A 15,415-nucleotide genomic window follows, 5' to 3' on the forward strand; every position below is an offset into this window, starting at 1 on the left:
CGCCCGCCCGCCGGCGCGCGACGGAATTGGACCGGCGGCCGCGGTGTGGTACGGCTAGCGGATGCTGAGCGTCGTCATCCCCACGTTGCAGGCCGGCGGCACCCTTGGCGCGACGCTGGACGCCGTGACCGCCGCCACCGGGGTCGGCGAGGTGCTGGTGGTCGACGCCGGCTCGACCGACGCCACCCGCGCCATCGCCACCCGGGCCGGCGCCCGGGTGATCGCGGCGCCGCGCGGGCGGGGCATGCAACTGGCGGCGGGGGCGGCGGCGGCAACCGGCGACTGGCTTTTGTTCCTGCACGCCGACACGGTGCCGGCGCCGGGCTGGGATCGGGCGCTCGCCGGCTTCATCGACGATCCGGCCAGCCGCGAGCGGGCGGCGGTCTTTTGCTTCGCGCTGGACGACCCGTCCCCGGCGGCGCGCCGGCTGGAGCGGTGGGTCGACTGGCGGACGCGGGGGTTGGGCCTGCCCTACGGCGATCAGGGCCTTCTCATCGCCCGCGACTTCTATGCCGCCGTCGGCGGTTTTTCGCCGATGCCGCTGATGGAGGACGTCGATCTGGCGCGGCGCATCGGCCGCTCCCGGCTGGCGGTGCTCGACGCCGCCGCCGTCACCTCGGCGGTCCGCTATCGCAACGAGGGCTACATGCGCCGCGGCCTGCGCAACCTCGTCTGCCTCTCGCTCTTCTTCCTGGGCGTCGATCCCAAGCGGATCGAGCGGCTCTACCGATGAGCCTTCCCCATCATCTGGTGGTCTTCGCCAAGGCGCCGCGCCTGGGCCGGGTCAAAAGCCGGCTGGCCAGGGACATCGGTCCGGTGGCCGCCTGGGCGTTCTACCGGCGCACGCTTGCCTCCGTCCTGCGGCGGCTGGCCGGGCGCGGCCGCTGGCGCGCCTGGGTGGCGGTGACGCCCGACGCCGGGGCGGCCCGCCAGGCCCTGTGGCCGGCCGGCTGGACCGTCATCCCGCAGGGGGAAGGCGACCTCGGGGATCGCATGGACCGGGCGATGCGCCGGTTGCCGCCCGGCCCCGTCGTCATCGTCGGCACCGACATTCCCGGCCTTTCCCGCCGGCACGTCGCGGCGGCCTTCGCCGCGCTCGGCCGCCACGACGCGGTGTTCGGTCCGGCCTCCGACGGCGGCTATTGGCTGATGGGCTTAAGGCGCCGGCCGCGCGTGGCCCGCCTGTTCGCGGGCGTCCGCTGGTCTTCCGAACACGCGCTGACCGATACCCTGGCCAACCTGGGGCCCGGCCAGACGGCGGCCCACCTGGAGGTGCTGGAGGACGTCGACGACGGTGCCGCCCTGGCCCGCTGGCTCAAGGGCACCGGCCGCCGTGGCTAGGACAGGTGTTCCTTGAGGCGCGGCATCAGTTCGACGAAGTTGCAGGGCTTGTGGCGGGAATCCAACTGGTGGACCAGGATGTCGTCCCAGGCGTCCTTGCAGGCGCCGGGCGAACCGGGCACGGCGAAAAGATAGGTGCCCCCGGCGACCCCGGCCGTGGCCCGGGACTGGATGGTCGAGGTGGCGATCTTCTGATAGCTCAGCATGCGGAACAGTTCGCCGAAGCCGGGGATCTCCTTTTCGACCACCTGGGCGAAGGCTTCCGGCGTGATGTCGCGCCCGGTCACCCCGGTGCCGCCGGTGGCGATGACGGCGTCGATGGCGGGATCGGCGATCCACTGCTTGAGGACGGCGACGATGGCGGCGATGTCGTCCTTGACGATCCGGCGCGCCGCCACGGTGTGGCCGGCGGCGGCGATGCGCTCGACCAGCGTCTGCCCCGATTTGTCGGTTTCCAGCGTGCGGCTGTCCGACACCGTCAGCACCGCGATGTTGACCGGAAGGAACGGACGGTCACCGGTTATCTTGGCCATGTTGCGCTACGTTCATGGGTTGCGCGTCGAGCGGCACGTAAATGGGCCGGTCGCCCGACGCCAGGGCGTCCAGCGACGGATTGGGCTGGCCCAATCGGTCGCGATAGATCCAAAGGTTGGTCAGCACCCGCTCGATGAAATTGCGGGTTTCCGCCGACGGGATGCTCTCGATGAAAAGCAGGGCGTCGTCGGCGCCGTTGCCGCGGCGCTGCCACTTGCTGAGGTTGCCGGGGCCGCCGTTCCACGCCGCCGCCAGATGGAAAAGATCGCTGCCGATATGCCCTTCGTTGAGCAGGATTTCGATATAGGCCTGACCGAGTTCGAGATTGACGTCGGGGTCGTACAGGCGGTGGCGGTTGGTGCTGCGCAGGCGACGGTCGCGGGCCACGAAGCTGGCGGTGCCGGGCATCAACTGCATCAGCCCGCGCGCGCCGGCCCAACTGGTGGCGTTGGGGTTGAACTGGGATTCCTGGCGGATGAGGGCATAGACCAGCGCCCGGTCCACCCGAAAGCCGTTCTCGGGCGTCCATCGGGGAATCGGGAAGGCCGCCCCGTCGAAACCGCCGCCGCCGGGAAAGAGCGCCAGGTTCAGGCGGATGGCCAGGGCCGGCATGCCGGCCCGGCTGGCCAGCGCCATGACGCCGCGCGCGAGGTCGGCACCGCTGCGCGAGACCAGCAGGCGCAGGTCCTGTTCCGCCCGGTCTTCCTCTCCCGTCTCGATGAGGGCCAGCGCCCGCTGGCCGGCCGGCGTGGCGGCGACCTCGTCGATGGCGGCTTCCTCCAGCGGCGGAAGGGTCCAGCTGAAGGCGGTCGGCATGCCGAGGATGCGCCGGGCCAGCAGGCCGTAGAAGGTGCGCGGGTAGGCGGCGGCCTTGCCCAGCAGGCGGTTGACCTCGGCGGGCTTGCGATTGACCAGGTGGGCGCGGGCCGCCCAGAAGGCGCCGGCCGAAATCATCCACTCCGAACTGTTGGGCGACTGGGCGACGGCCTGGAAATGCGCCGACGCCTTGTCCAGCTTGCCCAGCCGCCAGGCGGCGAGGCCGGCGACCCATTGTGCCTCCGGGAGGTAATGGCCCGAGCGGGCGGCCGCGCGGCTGGCCCAGGCATAGGCCTGCTCGTCTTCCCCGTCGAGAAAATAGCGGTTGGCCAGGGCGGCCTGGGTGCGGTCGAAATCGAAGGGATCGAACCGCTTCTTCGCTTCGTCGGATTCGAGAATGCGCTTGGCGGCCAGGGTGTGGCCGTTCTTCAGGTGGCCGCGGACCTGACCCCGCAGCGCGTCGACCTTCTTCCGGTCGGCCGCCGACATCGCCTTGCGCGCCGGCCGTACTTCGGCCGGGATGTCCAGGGGCCTGGCGCTCAGCCCGTTGCCGGCGTTGACGGGCGGCGTCGGCGCCTTGGCGTTGGCCGGACGGCGGCTCCGGGCCACCTGGTGGATCCGCGGCGCATCCGGATGGTCGGCATATTCCGCCAGCCAGTCCCTCAATTCCTTATAGTGCGATCGATACTTGGTGGGGTGCAGGTAGCGTTGGGCCAGGACGTGGCCCATGAGGATGCGGTTTTCGAGGGCCTCGATGCGTTTGTCCGCCGCCCGCCAGTTACCGTCTTCCTGCAGCGAAAAAATCTCCCGGTAGCGGGAGATGTCGTCGTCGGAAAGAATCTTGGGGAGCGCCGCCAGGGAATCGGTCCAACCGGAGGCCGGGGTCAGGGATGCCATTTCCATGCCCATTTCGGACATCGGCTCGGCGGCCAAGGCTTCTTCCGGTCCCTGAACGGAGCCGGAAACGAAAAAGCAGAACGCTAAAAGACAAAACCCAAGGCGTTCAAACATTAACACGTCAAAACATCAATGAACCCAAAATTCCCTGGAAATTTTATAAGCTATCGGCGGAGAGCGGGCAACCAAAACAATCATGGCGTTTCTTTCCCATGGATAGAGGTCTCCGCAGGCATTGCCGGGGAATGCCGGGGGGTGCGAATTTCATGGCGGCGGCGGGCGGCTGTGGCCATTGATCGGCGTGGCGTTCTTTATGACCGGGATTGAAAATTTAATGTTTTACATTAATAAAATCATGTTTTATGGTGAGCGCCTCGTTCACCCGTAAGCGCTTTTCGACGCGAGGCCGCCATGAAGAACCTTCGCCATGTTCAAAAAACCAGTCGCCTCCTGAAGTGGGCCTGCACGGTTGCCATACCGGTCATCCCCATCGGGCTGGCGGCAATATGGGCCACATTGGACTGGTGGCTGTTCGGCGGCGGCGAGGTCACGGGATTCCGCCCGTGGGTGGGAGGGCATATCCAGGTCCCACAACCGATTCCCGCCTATTCGCTCGGCCTCGGCTTCCTTTCCTCCATGCTTCCCGGCGGCCTGATGGTTTACGCCTTGTGGCAGCTGCGCGCCCTGTTCGGGTTGTACGGCCGCGGGCAGATCTTTACGGCGGAGAATGCGCAGCGGATGCGCCGCTTCGCGCTGGCGGTCCTGGCGATGACCCTGGTCAGCCCGCTGGAGAACACGCTGACGATCCTGGCCGTCACGCTCGGCAACCCGCCGGGCCAGCGCCTGCTGTCCGTCGGCTTTTCCTCGTCGCAACTGGTTACCTTGTTCATGGGGGCGATGTTCCTGGTCATCGCCTGGGTCATGGACGAGGCCCGGGAGTTGGCCGAGGATCAGGCCCAGATCATTTAGGCGGGACGATTCGGATGGCTGTGATCGTAACCCTCGACGTCATGATGGCCCGGCGGAAGGTCAGGCTGAAGGATCTGGCCGCGCAGATCGGCCTTTCCGAACAGAACCTGTCGCTGCTGAAGTCCGGCAAGGTCAAAGGCGTGCGCTTCGCGACCCTCGAGGCGATCTGCGCCGCCCTCGACTGCCAGCCGGGGGATCTGCTGGAATTCCGCCAAGACGGCGGCGGCTGATCGTTGCGGCGCTCACAGCGAGGCGAGCTTGCGCTTGATGCCGATGAGATCTTGCCACGCCGCCCGCTTTTGCGCGGGCGAGCGCAGCAGGAAGGCCGGATGGTAAATGACCGTGGCCTCGATCGGCCGGGCCAAACCCGGCGACGAATAAGGGAACCAACGGCCGCGCAGGCGGCTTACGCTGACGTTCTGGGCCAGCAGGCTGCTGGCGGCCGGGCCGCCGACGGCCACCAGGATTTTGGGATCGACCAGTTCGATCAGGCGTTCGACGAACGGCATGCAGACGGCCATCTCGCCGGTTGTCGGATTGCGGTTGCCCGGCGGCCGCCAGAACACGGTGTTGGAGATGAAGAAGCGGCTGCGATCGAGGCCGATGGAGGCCAGCATCCGGTCGAGAAGCTGGCCGCTGGGACCGACGAAGGGGACGCCCTGGCGATCCTCCTCGGCGCCCGGCGCCTCGCCGATGAACAGGATGTCGGCCTCGGGGTTGCCGTCGCCGAAGACGAGGTTGGTCGCCATTTTCTTGAGCGCGCAGCCGTCGAATCCTTCGAGAACCCGGCGCAACGCCTCGACGCTGGTGGCCGCCGCCGCGGCGCGATGGGCCTCGCCGACGGCGCCTTCGGAGGGGGTGAGGGGGGCCGGCATGGCGGTCGCCGGGGCCGGTCCGGCCGCCGCGGCCGGCGGGGCGGCGGGGGCGGGGGCCGGCGGCACCGCCGCCGATGCCAGGAAACGGTCGACCGCGGCGTCGCCGATGGTTTCGTCGACGCCGGCCTCGAGATACCATTCGAGGACCTGCCGCGGGGTCAGCTTGCGCTCCATCGGTCTAGGTTATCACCGTCCGCGATGGCGGCCACTGTTTCTTCATATTCCCCTCCCCGGGGGCGTGCCGCTAAGATAAAGTCGGCCTTATGTTAGGAAACGCTAAACTTCAAAGCACGGTCAGGGAGGACCATACATGAGCCGCGAGTCGATGGAATTCGATGTGGTGATCGTCGGCGCCGGGCCGGCGGGCCTGAGCGCTGCCATCCGCCTGCGCCAGCTTGCCGTCGAGCACGGGCGCGAGCTTTCCGTCTGCGTCATCGAGAAAGGCTCCGAAGTCGGCGCCCACATCCTGTCCGGCGCGGTGCTTGAACCGACTGCACTCAACGAGCTCATCCCCGACTGGGCGGAGAAGGGATCGCCCCTGACGACCCCGGTGGCGGGCGACCGGTTCCTTTTCCTGACCCGCAAGATGTCCCTGCGCATGCCGACGCCCCCGCAGATGAACAACCACGGCAACTATGTCATCAGCCTGGGCAACCTGTGCCGCTGGCTGGGCCAGCAGGCCGAGGAACTGGGCGCCGAGATCTATCCCGGATTCGCCGCCTCCGAGGTGCTGTTCGACGGGGACGGACGCGTCGCCGGCGTCGCCACCGGCGACATGGGCGTCGGGACCGACGGCCAGCCGACCGAGCGCTACCAGGCGGGCATGGAACTGCGCGCCCGCTACACGCTCCTGGCCGAGGGCTGCCGGGGGTCGCTCTCCAAATTCATCATCGACCGTTTCGGCCTGGCCAAGGACTCCGATCCCCAGGTCTACGGCATCGGCGTCAAGGAATTGTGGGAGGTGGCGCCCGAGAAGCACAAGCCCGGCTCGGTGACCCATACGGTGGGCTGGCCGGCCGACAGCCATACCTACGCCGGCTCGTTCCTCTATCATCTGGACAACAACCAGGTGGCCGTCGGCTACATCGTCGGGCTGGACTACCAGAACCCCTATCTCAGCCCGTTCGACGAGATGCAGCGTTTCAAGACGCATCCGGCGATCCGCTCCACCTTCGAGGGGGGGCGGCGCATCGCCTATGGGGCGCGGGCCATCAACGAGGGCGGCTTCCAGTCGGTGCCCAAGCTGGTGTTCCCGGGCGGCGCCCTGATCGGCGATGCCGCCGGTTTCATGAACGTCGCCAAGATCAAGGGCACCCACACGTCGATGAAGTCGGCGATGGTGGCGGCGGAAACCGCCTTCGAGGCGCTGGCCGGCGGCGGCGAGCTGAGCGCCTATCCCGACAACCTCAAGAAGACGTGGCTGTGGCCCGAACTGCGCAAGGTGCGCAACATCCGGCCGTCGTTCCACTGGGGGATGTGGGGCGGGCTGGCCTATTCGGCGCTCGACACCTTCGTCTTCTTCGGCCGGGCGCCGTGGACGCTCCATCACCACGAGGATCACAAGGCGCTGAAGCCGGCGAGGGAGTGCAAGAAGATCGACTATCCCAAGCCCGACGGCAAGCTCACCTTCGATCGCCTGTCCTCGGTTTTCCTGGCCAACGTCAGCCACGAGGAGAACCAGCCCTGCCATCTGACGCTCAAGGACGCCTCGATTCCGGTCGCCGTCAACCTTACCGAATACGACGGGCCCGAGCAGCGCTACTGCCCGGCCCAGGTTTACGAGTTCGTCGAGCAGGACGGCCAGAAGCGGCTGCAGATCAACTTTTCGAACTGCGTCCACTGCAAGACCTGCGACATCAAGGACCCCACCCAGAACATCAACTGGGTGGTGCCGGAGGGCGCCGGCGGTCCGAACTATCCGAACATGTAATCTCTCCCTATATTCACCGGGTGGGGAGTTTGCCCGATTTGAAAGGCCCGTGATGGTGTCGTCCGTCTGTTTACCGATTTCCGTTGGATTCCGCCGGTGCGGGCGGTTCGTGGCGGTCGGCGTTTTCGCCTCGCTGCTGCCCGCCGCCTGCATGTCGGCCGAAACGGCGAAGGCCCCGGAAACGGTTGCCGCCGCCGGCGAGGTGCCGGCCCAGGACGTGCTGGTCGAGGGGGCGCCGGTCCCGGTCGGCGCCTCCTTCGTCGGCAACTATCTGGCGGGACGCCACGCCCAGGCGCAGAGGGACGGGGCGAAGGCCATCGAGTATTTCCGCCTCGCCCTCGAGGAGGACCCCGAGAACACCGATCTGATGCTGCGCGCCGCCGTCGTCATGATTTCGGAAGGGGCGTTCGCCGACGCGGTGATCGAGGCCCGCAAGCTGGAGAGCCGGGGAGCGGACAATTCGGTCGTCGAGTATACCTTGGCCGTCGACGACATCGCCGCCGGGCGCTTCGCCGAGGCCGGAGAGCGGCTGGCCGTGCTGCCCGAGAACGGCATCAACCGCTATGTCGGCGCCATGCTGAGGGCGTGGGCCCTGGTCGGGCTTGGCGACGTCGATGGGGCGAGGAGCGCGCTGGCGGAGTTGAAGCGCGGCGAGGGGACGAATGCCCTGTCCGATCTGCACGAGGCGCTGATCCAGGACCTGACCGGCCGCCGGAAGGAGGCCGGGGAGGCGTTCGAGCGGGCGCTGGCGGGCGACGGCGGCCTCGCCTTCCGGGCCGTCGATCTGTACGGCGCCTTTCTGGAGCGCACCGGCGAACCCATGGAGGCGCGCCGGGTCTACCAGGGCTTTCTCGCCGAGCACCCGGAATCCTATCTCCTGCAGCCGGCCATGGCGCGGCTCGAGGCGGGCCGGCCTCCGGCGCCCGACATCGCCTCGGCGGCGGACGGCGCGGCCCAGGCGCTGTTCGACCTGGCCGGCGCCTTTCGTCAGCAGAACGCGCAGGAAATGGCCCTCGTCCTGGGCCGCCTCGCCCTTGCCCTGAAGCCCGATTTCGCGGTTGCGCAGTTCCTGGTCGGCGACATCCTGGAGACCAGCGAACGCCAGGAAAGCGCCAATCAGGTGTACGCGTCGATCAAGGCCGACTCGCCGTTCGCCAGGGCCGCCAACATTCGCATGGCGCTCAACCTCAACGCCATGGACAGGACCGAACAGGCGGTCGCCCTGCTGCGCAAGATGGCCCGCGAGAACCCCAAGGACCCGGAGCCCCTGATCACGCTGGGCAACGTCCTGCGCGGCCACCAGCGTTTCGTCGAGGCGGTGGAGATCTATGACCAGGCGGTGACCCGCGTCGGTCCCATGAACAAGCAGCACTGGTCGCTTCTCTATTCGCGCGGCATGGCGCTCGAACGGTCCAAGCAATGGCCCCGGGCCGAGAAGGACTTTCTGAAGGCGCTGGAGTACGAGCCCGAACAACCCTACGTGCTCAATTATCTCGGCTATTCCTGGGTCGACATGGGCCTTCACCTCGATCGCGCCATGGAGATGATCAGGAAGGCCGTCCAGTTGCGTCCCAACGACGGCTACATCGTCGACAGCCTGGGCTGGGCCCTTTACCGGCTGGGCGACATCCCGGGCGCCGTGCGCGAGCTCGAGCGGGCGGTGGAACTGCGCCCCGAGGACCCGGTGATCAACGACCATCTGGGCGACGCCTACTGGAAGGCGGGGCGGCGCCAGGAAGCCCGCTTCCAGTGGCGCCGGTCGCTGGGCTTCGAGCCCGAGGCCGACCTGATCGCGGCCATCGAGAAAAAACTCAAGACCGGCGTCGTCGAGGACAAGGCGCCGGGCCGCGACGGGTGACGGCGGCGATGGGAACGGCGACGGCCGCGGCGGCGGCAACTGAAATCGTTCGCCTGGCGCCGGCCAAGGTGAACCTTTACCTGCATGTCGTCGGCCGGCGGGCCGACGGATACCACCTTCTCGACAGCCTCATCGTGTTCGCAGGCGTCGGCGACGACGTGGCGGTCGCCCCGGCGCGCGATCTGACGCTCGCCGTCGACGGGCCGTTCGGCCCCCTGGTCCCGGCCGGGCCGGAAAACCTGGTGTTGCGCGCGGCGCGCGCGCTTGCCGAACGGACGGGCGTGAAGGCCGGGGCGCGCATCCGCCTGACCAAGCGCCTGCCGGTCGCCGCCGGCATCGGCGGCGGCTCGGCCGATGCCGCCGCCGCGCTGAAGGCCCTTTGCGCTTTGTGGCGGGTCGCGCCCGAGCCGGGGGCGATGGCCGATCTGGCCCTCGCCCTGGGGGCCGACGTGCCGGTCTGCCTGGCTGGCCGGCCGGCCTTCGTCGGCGGCATCGGCGAGGACATCGCGCCGCCGCCGCCGCTGCCGCCGGCGTGGATGGTGCTGGTCAATCCCGGCGTCGCCGTTTCGACGCCGCAGATCTTCAAGGCGCGCACCGGCGCCTTCTCGGCGCCCAACCGCTTTTCGGCGCCGCCCCAGGATGCCCCGGCCCTGTTCGCGGCGCTGGCCCTGTGCCGCAACGACCTGACCGCGCCGGCCCTGACCCTGGCCCCGGCGATCGCCGACGTGCTGGCCGCGTTGGCCGCCCGGCCGGGCTGCGCGCTGTCGCGCATGTCGGGCAGCGGGGCGACCTGTTTCGGCCTGTTCGCCGAGGCCGGGCAGGCCGCCGCCGCCGCGGCCGCCATCGCCGCGGATCATCGGCAATGGTGGGTCCAGCCGGCCCCCATGCTGACCGCCGCCGCCCAGGCGGCGTTGCCCGCCTGATCCTTCTCGTGCCTTGCGGGGGGCCGGTTTTCCGCGTAGATTTCGCCCGCCGATTGCCTTGGGGCGTAGCCAAGCGGTAAGGCAGCGGGTTTTGGTCCCGCGATCCCAGGTTCGAATCCTGGCGCCCCAGCCACACTCCCCGTGGAATCAGGCCCGTCCCGGGCGAATGGCAGCGGTATCGTCGATGTGTTCGTCATTCGAAGATCCCCCCTCGCCTCACCTGTTGTTCGGCTGCGGACGCACAAAGGCACGTCCCTTTCGCGAGATGCGATAAGGATCGCCATTGCGCGATTCGACCAGGCGCTTGCGTCGAAGTTTTGCGAAGACCGCCAGCGTGCAGTCGCCCAACACGTATCCATCGCGTGTGAAGCAGTCGACGTGGGAAATCCGTGACCTGTGGTCGCGTTTGTGGCGGATATAGCCGCCCTGAGCCAGCACGTGCAAAACGCGCTGCTCGTCTCTCGAGAGATTCATGTCGGAAACCTGTGCGTAGACCCACAACGAACACTTCCCGGAAGGTGCGCCTCATCGGCGATTCCGGGTCAGTGCCTTTGATTGTCCCGCGATTGCGAGACCTCAGCGGGTCCGCACAGTCTCCGACATGCACGCTCACAAAAAAACATCGGCAGGCGAAGGCCTGCCACACGGCGCGAAGTTAAGACGCGCCGGCCGATCGCGTCAAGATCGCTTTCCCCGTGGATACGGCGGTTCACGCACGCTTGGCGGAGCCTCCCTCACGACGCGGCGGCGAAGATCGATCCTCGAAAGCCTGCCGGTCGTGCTCGAAGATATGGGGCAGCAGCCGCGTTTCCAGCCACGCCTCGAGCGCGCGCGGCACCTCGTTGACGAAGCCGAAGTTCGACATCCACAGCGAGCGGATGGCTTTCAGTTCGGCCCGCATCTGGGCATGCTGGGTCCGCTGGTCGTCGAGCCGGCGCGAGCCGATCTTGCGGAAAAGCCGCTCCTCGTCGCGGAAGTGCTCGTGCGTATAGCGTTCCAGCATTTCGAACGAGGACTTGAGGACGGTCTTCTCGTGGCCGCGCCGGGCGGCGTCGAGGAAGCGGTTGGCGAATTCGATCAGTTGCTGGTGCTGGCTGTCCACCACCGCGTCGCCGGTGGCCAGATCCGCCTTCCATTCGAAGCGCGCCATGCCGCCCTCCTCCGTTGCGTGGGAGAGGGGGTAATTCTACTCCTATTCGATCAGAATGGCGCGGTAATCGTTGACGTTGGTCAGCGTCGGCCCGGTGACCAGCAGATCGTCGAGCCCCTGGAAGAAGGTGTAGGCGTCGTTGTTTTCCAGATAGGCCAGCGCCTTCATGCCGGCCTCGCGGCCGCGTGCCAGGGAGTCCGGGCCGAGGACGGCACCGGCGTTGTCTTCCGAGCCGTCGATGCCGTCGGTGTCGGCGGCCAGCGCGTGGATGCCCGTCGCCCCGTCGAGGTCGATGGCCAGCGACAGCAGGAACTCGACATTGCGCCCGCCGCGGCCCTTGCCGCGCACGGTGACGGTGGTTTCGCCGCCCGACAGAATGGCCACCGGACAGGGCCACGGGTGGCCGTGCGCCTGCACCTGACGGGCGATGCCGCCCATCACCTTGGCGACCTCGCGCGATTCGCCGGTGATGCTGTCGCCCAGGATGGCGGTGATGATGCCCTGGCTTTGGAAGAAGGCCTCGGCGGCGCGCAGCACGTTCTGGCTGGTGGCGATGACCTTGTTCTCGACGCGGGCGAACAGGGGATCGCCCGGCTTCGGGGTTTCGCCGATCTTGCCGGCCTGGCCGGCCTTAAGGTGGTCCATGACCGCCTTCGGGGCCTCCACCTCGTAGCGGGCGATGATCGAAAGGGCATCCTCATAGGTCGAGGGGTCGGGCGCGCAGGGGCCCGACCCGATGTGGGTGGGGTCGTCGCCGGTCACGTCGGAAATGATCAGCGCCACCACCGGGGCCTTGCAGGCGGCGGCCAGCCGGCCGCCCTGGCTGGCCGACAGGTGTTTGCGCACGACGTTCATTTCCTGGATGGCGGCGCCCGAGCGCAGCAGCGACTTGTTCACCGTCTTCATGTCGTCGGCGGTCAATCCCGGGGCCGGCAGCGTCATCAGGGCCGAGCCGCCGCCGCTCATCAGGCACAGCAGCAGGTCGTCGGGGCCCAGCGTCTTGACCTCGTCCAGGATCTGGCGGGCGGCCTTGCCGCCGGCCTCGTCGGGCACCGGATGGCCGGCCTCGATGACGGTGATGCGCCGGGTGTCGACCTTGTGCTGGTAGCGGGTGATGACGAGACCCGACAGCGGTGCCTCGGCCGGCCAGTTGTCCTCCACCGCGCGGGCCATCGAGCCGCCGGCCTTGCCGGCGCCGACCACCAGCGTGCGCCCCTTCGGCGGCTTGGGCAGGTGCGGGGGAACGACCTTGGCCGAGTCGCAGGCGGCCAGGGCGGCGTGGAAGGATTGGACGAGCAGATCGCGCGAATTCATCGGGCCCCCCAGGGAACGAGTGTTTGGTTTGGTTCAATGCCGTGCGGAGAATACTTTGCGCAATCGGGCCGCGCAACGCCGCCGCCGGTCCGGGCGCCGTCGGCGGCGGCCGGGATGGCATTGACAAACGCCTGCCGGCCGCCGTTCCTTAAGGTCATGCGCAAGACCCTCATCGCCATCGCGGCGCTGCTTCTGGGAAGCGCCATCCTCAATCTCGGCAGCGGCCTGCTGGGCACCGCGCTGGCGCTGCGCATGGCGGTCGCCGAATTCCCGGTGATCGTCGCCGGGGCCATCACGTCGGGCTATTACGTGGGGTATTGGCTGGGGGTGTTCTGGGCTTTCCGCCTGCTGACCGGGGTCGGCCACATCCGCGCCTTTGCGGCGCTGGCCTCGATCTTCTCGGCAACCACCCTGATGCTTCCTTTCTTCGTGGCGCCGGAACCCTGGGGAGCGGTGCGGTTCGTCCATGGATTCTGCATCGCCGGCCTGGCGGTGTGTTCGGAAAGCTGGCTCAACGAGCGCGCCGTCAACGAAAACCGGGGCCGCGTCTTTTCGCTCTACATGATCGTCATCTACATCGCGCAGGTCGGCGGCCAACTGATGCTCCTCATTCCCGACGCCAGCGGATATGGCCTGTTCGCCATCTCGGCCGCCCTGCTGTCGCTGGCCCTGGTGCCGGTGGCCGGTACCCGGACGGTGGCTCCCGCGCTTCGGCCGCCGTCCCGCTTAGGCTTGCGCGACCTGTGGAAGGTCTCGCCGGTCGGCTTCGCCGGCACGTTCTCCTCGGGCCTCATCCTGGGGGCGTTCTATGGCCTGATGCCCTATTTCGCCGAGCAGGCCGGCCTCGGCATCGGCGGCACGTCGCGCCTGATGGCGGCCGCCATTATCGGCGGCCTGCTGTTCCAATGGCCGCTCGGGCGCCTGTCGGACCGCACGGACCGCCGCTACGTGTTGTTGGGCGTGCTGCTGGTCACCTTCGTGATCGGCATGGTGGCGGCCGCCGCCCTGCTGATCCCCGGCCTGGCCGCCCACGTGCCGATCATGCTGCTGGTCCTGGCCCCGGTGCTGGGGGCGGCGATCTTCACCATCTATCCGCTGGGGGCGGCGCATACCAACGACTCGGTCGATCCCGTCCATGTCGTCTCGGCCAGCGCCGGCCTTATCCTCGCCTACGGCACCGGGGCGATCGTCGGGCCGGCGGCGGCGGCCTTGATGATGATGGCGATGGGGCCGGCCGGCCTGTTCGCGTTTTTCGCTTTGGCGGGGCTGCTGGTGGCCGCCTTCACGTTGTGGCGCATCGGCCAGCGCGCGGCGCCGCCCCTCGAGGATCGCGCGCCGTTCCATGTCGTCGCCCGGACGGCGCCGCCGACCGCCGGCGTGGTGCCGCTGGCCGAACCGGCGCCAAGCGCCACGGCGCCGGATACGGGTGCGGATGCGCCGGCGGAGGCGGCGGACAAGCCGATCTGAGGGGAATTGGAGCGGGTGAGGGGAATCGAACCCCCGTATTCAGCTTGGGAAGCTGATGTTCTACCATTGAACTACACCCGCACGCGCGGTACCGCCAACGTATACGGAAATCGGCCGGGAGGTGCAAGCCCTTGGGACGGAACGGCCGGCCCGGGACGGATGGGGCCGCACACGGAAAGTTTATTGGCGCGCCGAAAGACCAAGCTCACATAACAGCCGACGGCATTTGTGCATTCGTGGAAGGAGCGGGTTCGATCATGGAAGGCAGTCTGGCGCACCAGCCGGTTCTCGATCCCCGCAAGTTCCGCGACCCCGACGTCACCGCCGATGGCGAGGAACGCGCAGTGGTGGCGCTGACCCGGCTGGAAACGCTGTGGTTCAATACCGGCAGCCTGTGCAACATCGCCTGCGCCAACTGCTATATGGATTCCAACCCGCGTAACGACCGTCTGGCCTATATCGCCCGGGCCGAGGTCGCGGGCTTCCTTGACGAAATCGCCGGGAACGCCCTGCCGGTCAAGGAAATCGCCTTCACCGGCGGCGAGCCCTTCATGAATCCCGACCTTCCCGAGATCCTGGGGGACTGCATGGCCCGGGGCTTTCGCACCCTGGTCCTGACCAACGCCATGAAGCCCCTGCACCACAAGCGGCCGGCCCTGCTGGCCCTCCACCGGCGTTTCGGGCACGCGCTGACGCTGCGCGTCTCGATGGATCACTTCACGCCCGAACGGCACGAGGCGATCCGCGGCGCCGGCACCTGGGCGCCCATGCTGGAAGGCCTGAAGTGGCTGGCCGAACACGACTTCAAGGTGGCCGTCGCCGGCCGCACCTGTTGGCACGAAAACGAGGCCGACTCCAGACGGGGATACGCCGGGGTGTTCACCGGCGAGGGCATCGCCGTCGATGCCCGGGACGCCGCCCAGCTGGTGCTGTTCCCCGAGATGGACGACGGGCTCGACGTCCCCGAGATCACGGTGCGCTGCTGGGACATCCTGGGCGTCGCCCCCGAAATGATGATGTGCGCGACCTCGCGCATGGTCGTCAAGCGCAAGGGGGCGGCCCGTCCCGCCGTCGTCCCCTGCACGCTGCTTCCCTACGATCCGGCCTTCGAGCTGGGGCCGGACCTGACCAGCGCCGGCAAGGTGGTGAAGCTCAATCATCCGCACTGCGCGCGGTTCTGCGTGCTGGGCGGCGCCTCCTGCAGCCCCTCCTAGACCGCCGGTTTGGGCACCCGGGCTTCCCGGGGCCGCCTCGAAAGCACCTCCAAAACGCCCTTTTCCCGCCGCAAAGCGGCACGGTACGGCCACAGTCGGAACCTATCGTGCAGGTCTCGGTTGTAGC

Annotated in this window: 15 protein-coding genes and 2 tRNA genes; 10 read left to right on the forward strand and 7 right to left on the reverse strand. The window is 68.2% G+C overall.

Annotation, left to right across the window (positions count from 1 at the left end):
- The first annotated feature begins 61 nt into the window (after nucleotides 1–61).
- Together ODR01_RS13095 and ODR01_RS13100 are read left to right on the forward strand one after the other, a co-directional pair.
- A complete protein-coding gene (locus ODR01_RS13095; protein ID WP_316978119.1) occupies nucleotides 62–733 on the forward strand; it encodes a TIGR04283 family arsenosugar biosynthesis glycosyltransferase in 672 nt (223 codons plus the stop codon).
- Nucleotides 730–1,341, forward strand: coding sequence for a TIGR04282 family arsenosugar biosynthesis glycosyltransferase (locus tag ODR01_RS13100; protein ID WP_316978120.1), 612 nt, complete (start codon nucleotides 730–732; stop codon nucleotides 1,339–1,341). The genes ODR01_RS13095 and ODR01_RS13100 overlap by 4 nt, the downstream gene beginning before the upstream one ends.
- On the opposite strand, the gene moaB is transcribed toward ODR01_RS13100, so the two are convergent.
- Nucleotides 1,338–1,874, reverse strand: coding sequence for a molybdenum cofactor biosynthesis protein B (gene moaB / locus ODR01_RS13105; protein WP_316978121.1), 537 nt, complete (start codon nucleotides 1,872–1,874; stop codon nucleotides 1,338–1,340). The two genes, ODR01_RS13100 and moaB, sit on opposite strands and share 4 nt — an antisense overlap.
- Nucleotides 1,855–3,594 (reverse strand): lytic transglycosylase domain-containing protein, encoded by a 1,740-nt coding sequence (locus ODR01_RS13110; RefSeq protein WP_316978122.1) that lies wholly within the window; start codon nucleotides 3,592–3,594, stop codon nucleotides 1,855–1,857. The genes moaB and ODR01_RS13110 overlap by 20 nt, the downstream gene beginning before the upstream one ends.
- Before the next feature lie 405 nt (nucleotides 3,595–3,999).
- Here ODR01_RS13110 and ODR01_RS13115 point away from each other — a divergent pair, with 405 nt between their 5' ends.
- Nucleotides 4,000–4,557, forward strand: coding sequence for a DUF2975 domain-containing protein (locus ODR01_RS13115; protein ID WP_316978123.1), 558 nt, complete (start codon nucleotides 4,000–4,002; stop codon nucleotides 4,555–4,557).
- A 14-nt stretch (nucleotides 4,558–4,571) separates the two neighbouring features.
- Complete coding sequence (locus tag ODR01_RS13120) at nucleotides 4,572–4,787, forward strand: helix-turn-helix domain-containing protein (protein WP_316978124.1); 216 nt, start codon at nucleotides 4,572–4,574, stop codon at nucleotides 4,785–4,787.
- A gap of 12 nt (nucleotides 4,788–4,799) precedes the next feature.
- Here the strand turns inward: ODR01_RS13120 and ODR01_RS13125 are convergent, their stop codons facing one another.
- The gene (locus tag ODR01_RS13125) at nucleotides 4,800–5,606 is read right to left on the reverse strand and encodes a uracil-DNA glycosylase (RefSeq protein WP_316978125.1); all 807 of its coding nucleotides are present in this window, start codon (nucleotides 5,604–5,606) and stop codon (nucleotides 4,800–4,802) included.
- Nucleotides 5,607–5,742: 136 nt separating this feature from the next.
- Here ODR01_RS13125 and ODR01_RS13130 point away from each other — a divergent pair, with 136 nt between their 5' ends.
- The 4 genes from ODR01_RS13130 (at nucleotide 5,743) to ODR01_RS13145 (ending at nucleotide 10,276) form a co-directional block, all read left to right on the forward strand.
- Nucleotides 5,743–7,362, forward strand: coding sequence for an electron transfer flavoprotein-ubiquinone oxidoreductase (locus ODR01_RS13130; RefSeq protein WP_316978126.1), 1,620 nt, complete (start codon nucleotides 5,743–5,745; stop codon nucleotides 7,360–7,362).
- 109 nt (nucleotides 7,363–7,471) lie between these two features.
- Nucleotides 7,472–9,220, forward strand: coding sequence for a tetratricopeptide repeat protein (locus ODR01_RS13135; protein WP_316978127.1), 1,749 nt, complete (start codon nucleotides 7,472–7,474; stop codon nucleotides 9,218–9,220).
- An 8-nt stretch (nucleotides 9,221–9,228) separates the two neighbouring features.
- Entirely contained in the window at nucleotides 9,229–10,143 is a 915-nt protein-coding gene (locus tag ODR01_RS13140) for a 4-(cytidine 5'-diphospho)-2-C-methyl-D-erythritol kinase (RefSeq protein WP_316978128.1), read from the forward strand.
- 59 nt (nucleotides 10,144–10,202) lie between these two features.
- Nucleotides 10,203–10,276 (forward strand) — tRNA-Gln (locus ODR01_RS13145).
- Nucleotides 10,277–10,359: 83 nt separating this feature from the next.
- Here the strand turns inward: ODR01_RS13145 and ODR01_RS13150 are convergent.
- From ODR01_RS13150 to ODR01_RS13160, 3 genes are all read right to left on the reverse strand, one after another.
- Entirely contained in the window at nucleotides 10,360–10,644 is a 285-nt protein-coding gene (locus tag ODR01_RS13150; protein WP_316978129.1) for a YjhX family toxin, read from the reverse strand.
- Between the two features lie 208 nt (nucleotides 10,645–10,852).
- The gene (locus tag ODR01_RS13155) at nucleotides 10,853–11,293 is read right to left on the reverse strand and encodes a bacteriohemerythrin (RefSeq protein ID WP_316978130.1); all 441 of its coding nucleotides are present in this window, start codon (nucleotides 11,291–11,293) and stop codon (nucleotides 10,853–10,855) included.
- 42 nt (nucleotides 11,294–11,335) lie between these two features.
- Complete coding sequence (locus ODR01_RS13160; protein WP_316978131.1) at nucleotides 11,336–12,607, reverse strand: glycerate kinase type-2 family protein; 1,272 nt, start codon at nucleotides 12,605–12,607, stop codon at nucleotides 11,336–11,338.
- A gap of 114 nt (nucleotides 12,608–12,721) precedes the next feature.
- On the opposite strand from ODR01_RS13160, the gene ODR01_RS13165 reads away from it, so the two are divergent.
- Entirely contained in the window at nucleotides 12,722–14,074 is a 1,353-nt protein-coding gene (locus tag ODR01_RS13165) for an MFS transporter (protein ID WP_316978132.1), read from the forward strand.
- Between the two features lie 7 nt (nucleotides 14,075–14,081).
- Here ODR01_RS13165 and ODR01_RS13170 read toward each other — a convergent pair.
- Nucleotides 14,082–14,155: transfer RNA gene (locus ODR01_RS13170), tRNA-Gly, on the reverse strand.
- Nucleotides 14,156–14,331: 176 nt separating this feature from the next.
- Between ODR01_RS13170 and ODR01_RS13175 the strand changes: the two genes are divergently transcribed.
- A complete protein-coding gene (locus ODR01_RS13175) occupies nucleotides 14,332–15,288 on the forward strand; it encodes a radical SAM protein (RefSeq protein WP_316978133.1) in 957 nt (318 codons plus the stop codon).
- The last annotated feature ends 127 nt before the right edge of the window (nucleotides 15,289–15,415 follow it).

Source organism: Shumkonia mesophila (assembly GCF_026163695.1).
GTDB lineage: Bacteria > Pseudomonadota > Alphaproteobacteria > Rhodospirillales > Shumkoniaceae > Shumkonia > Shumkonia mesophila.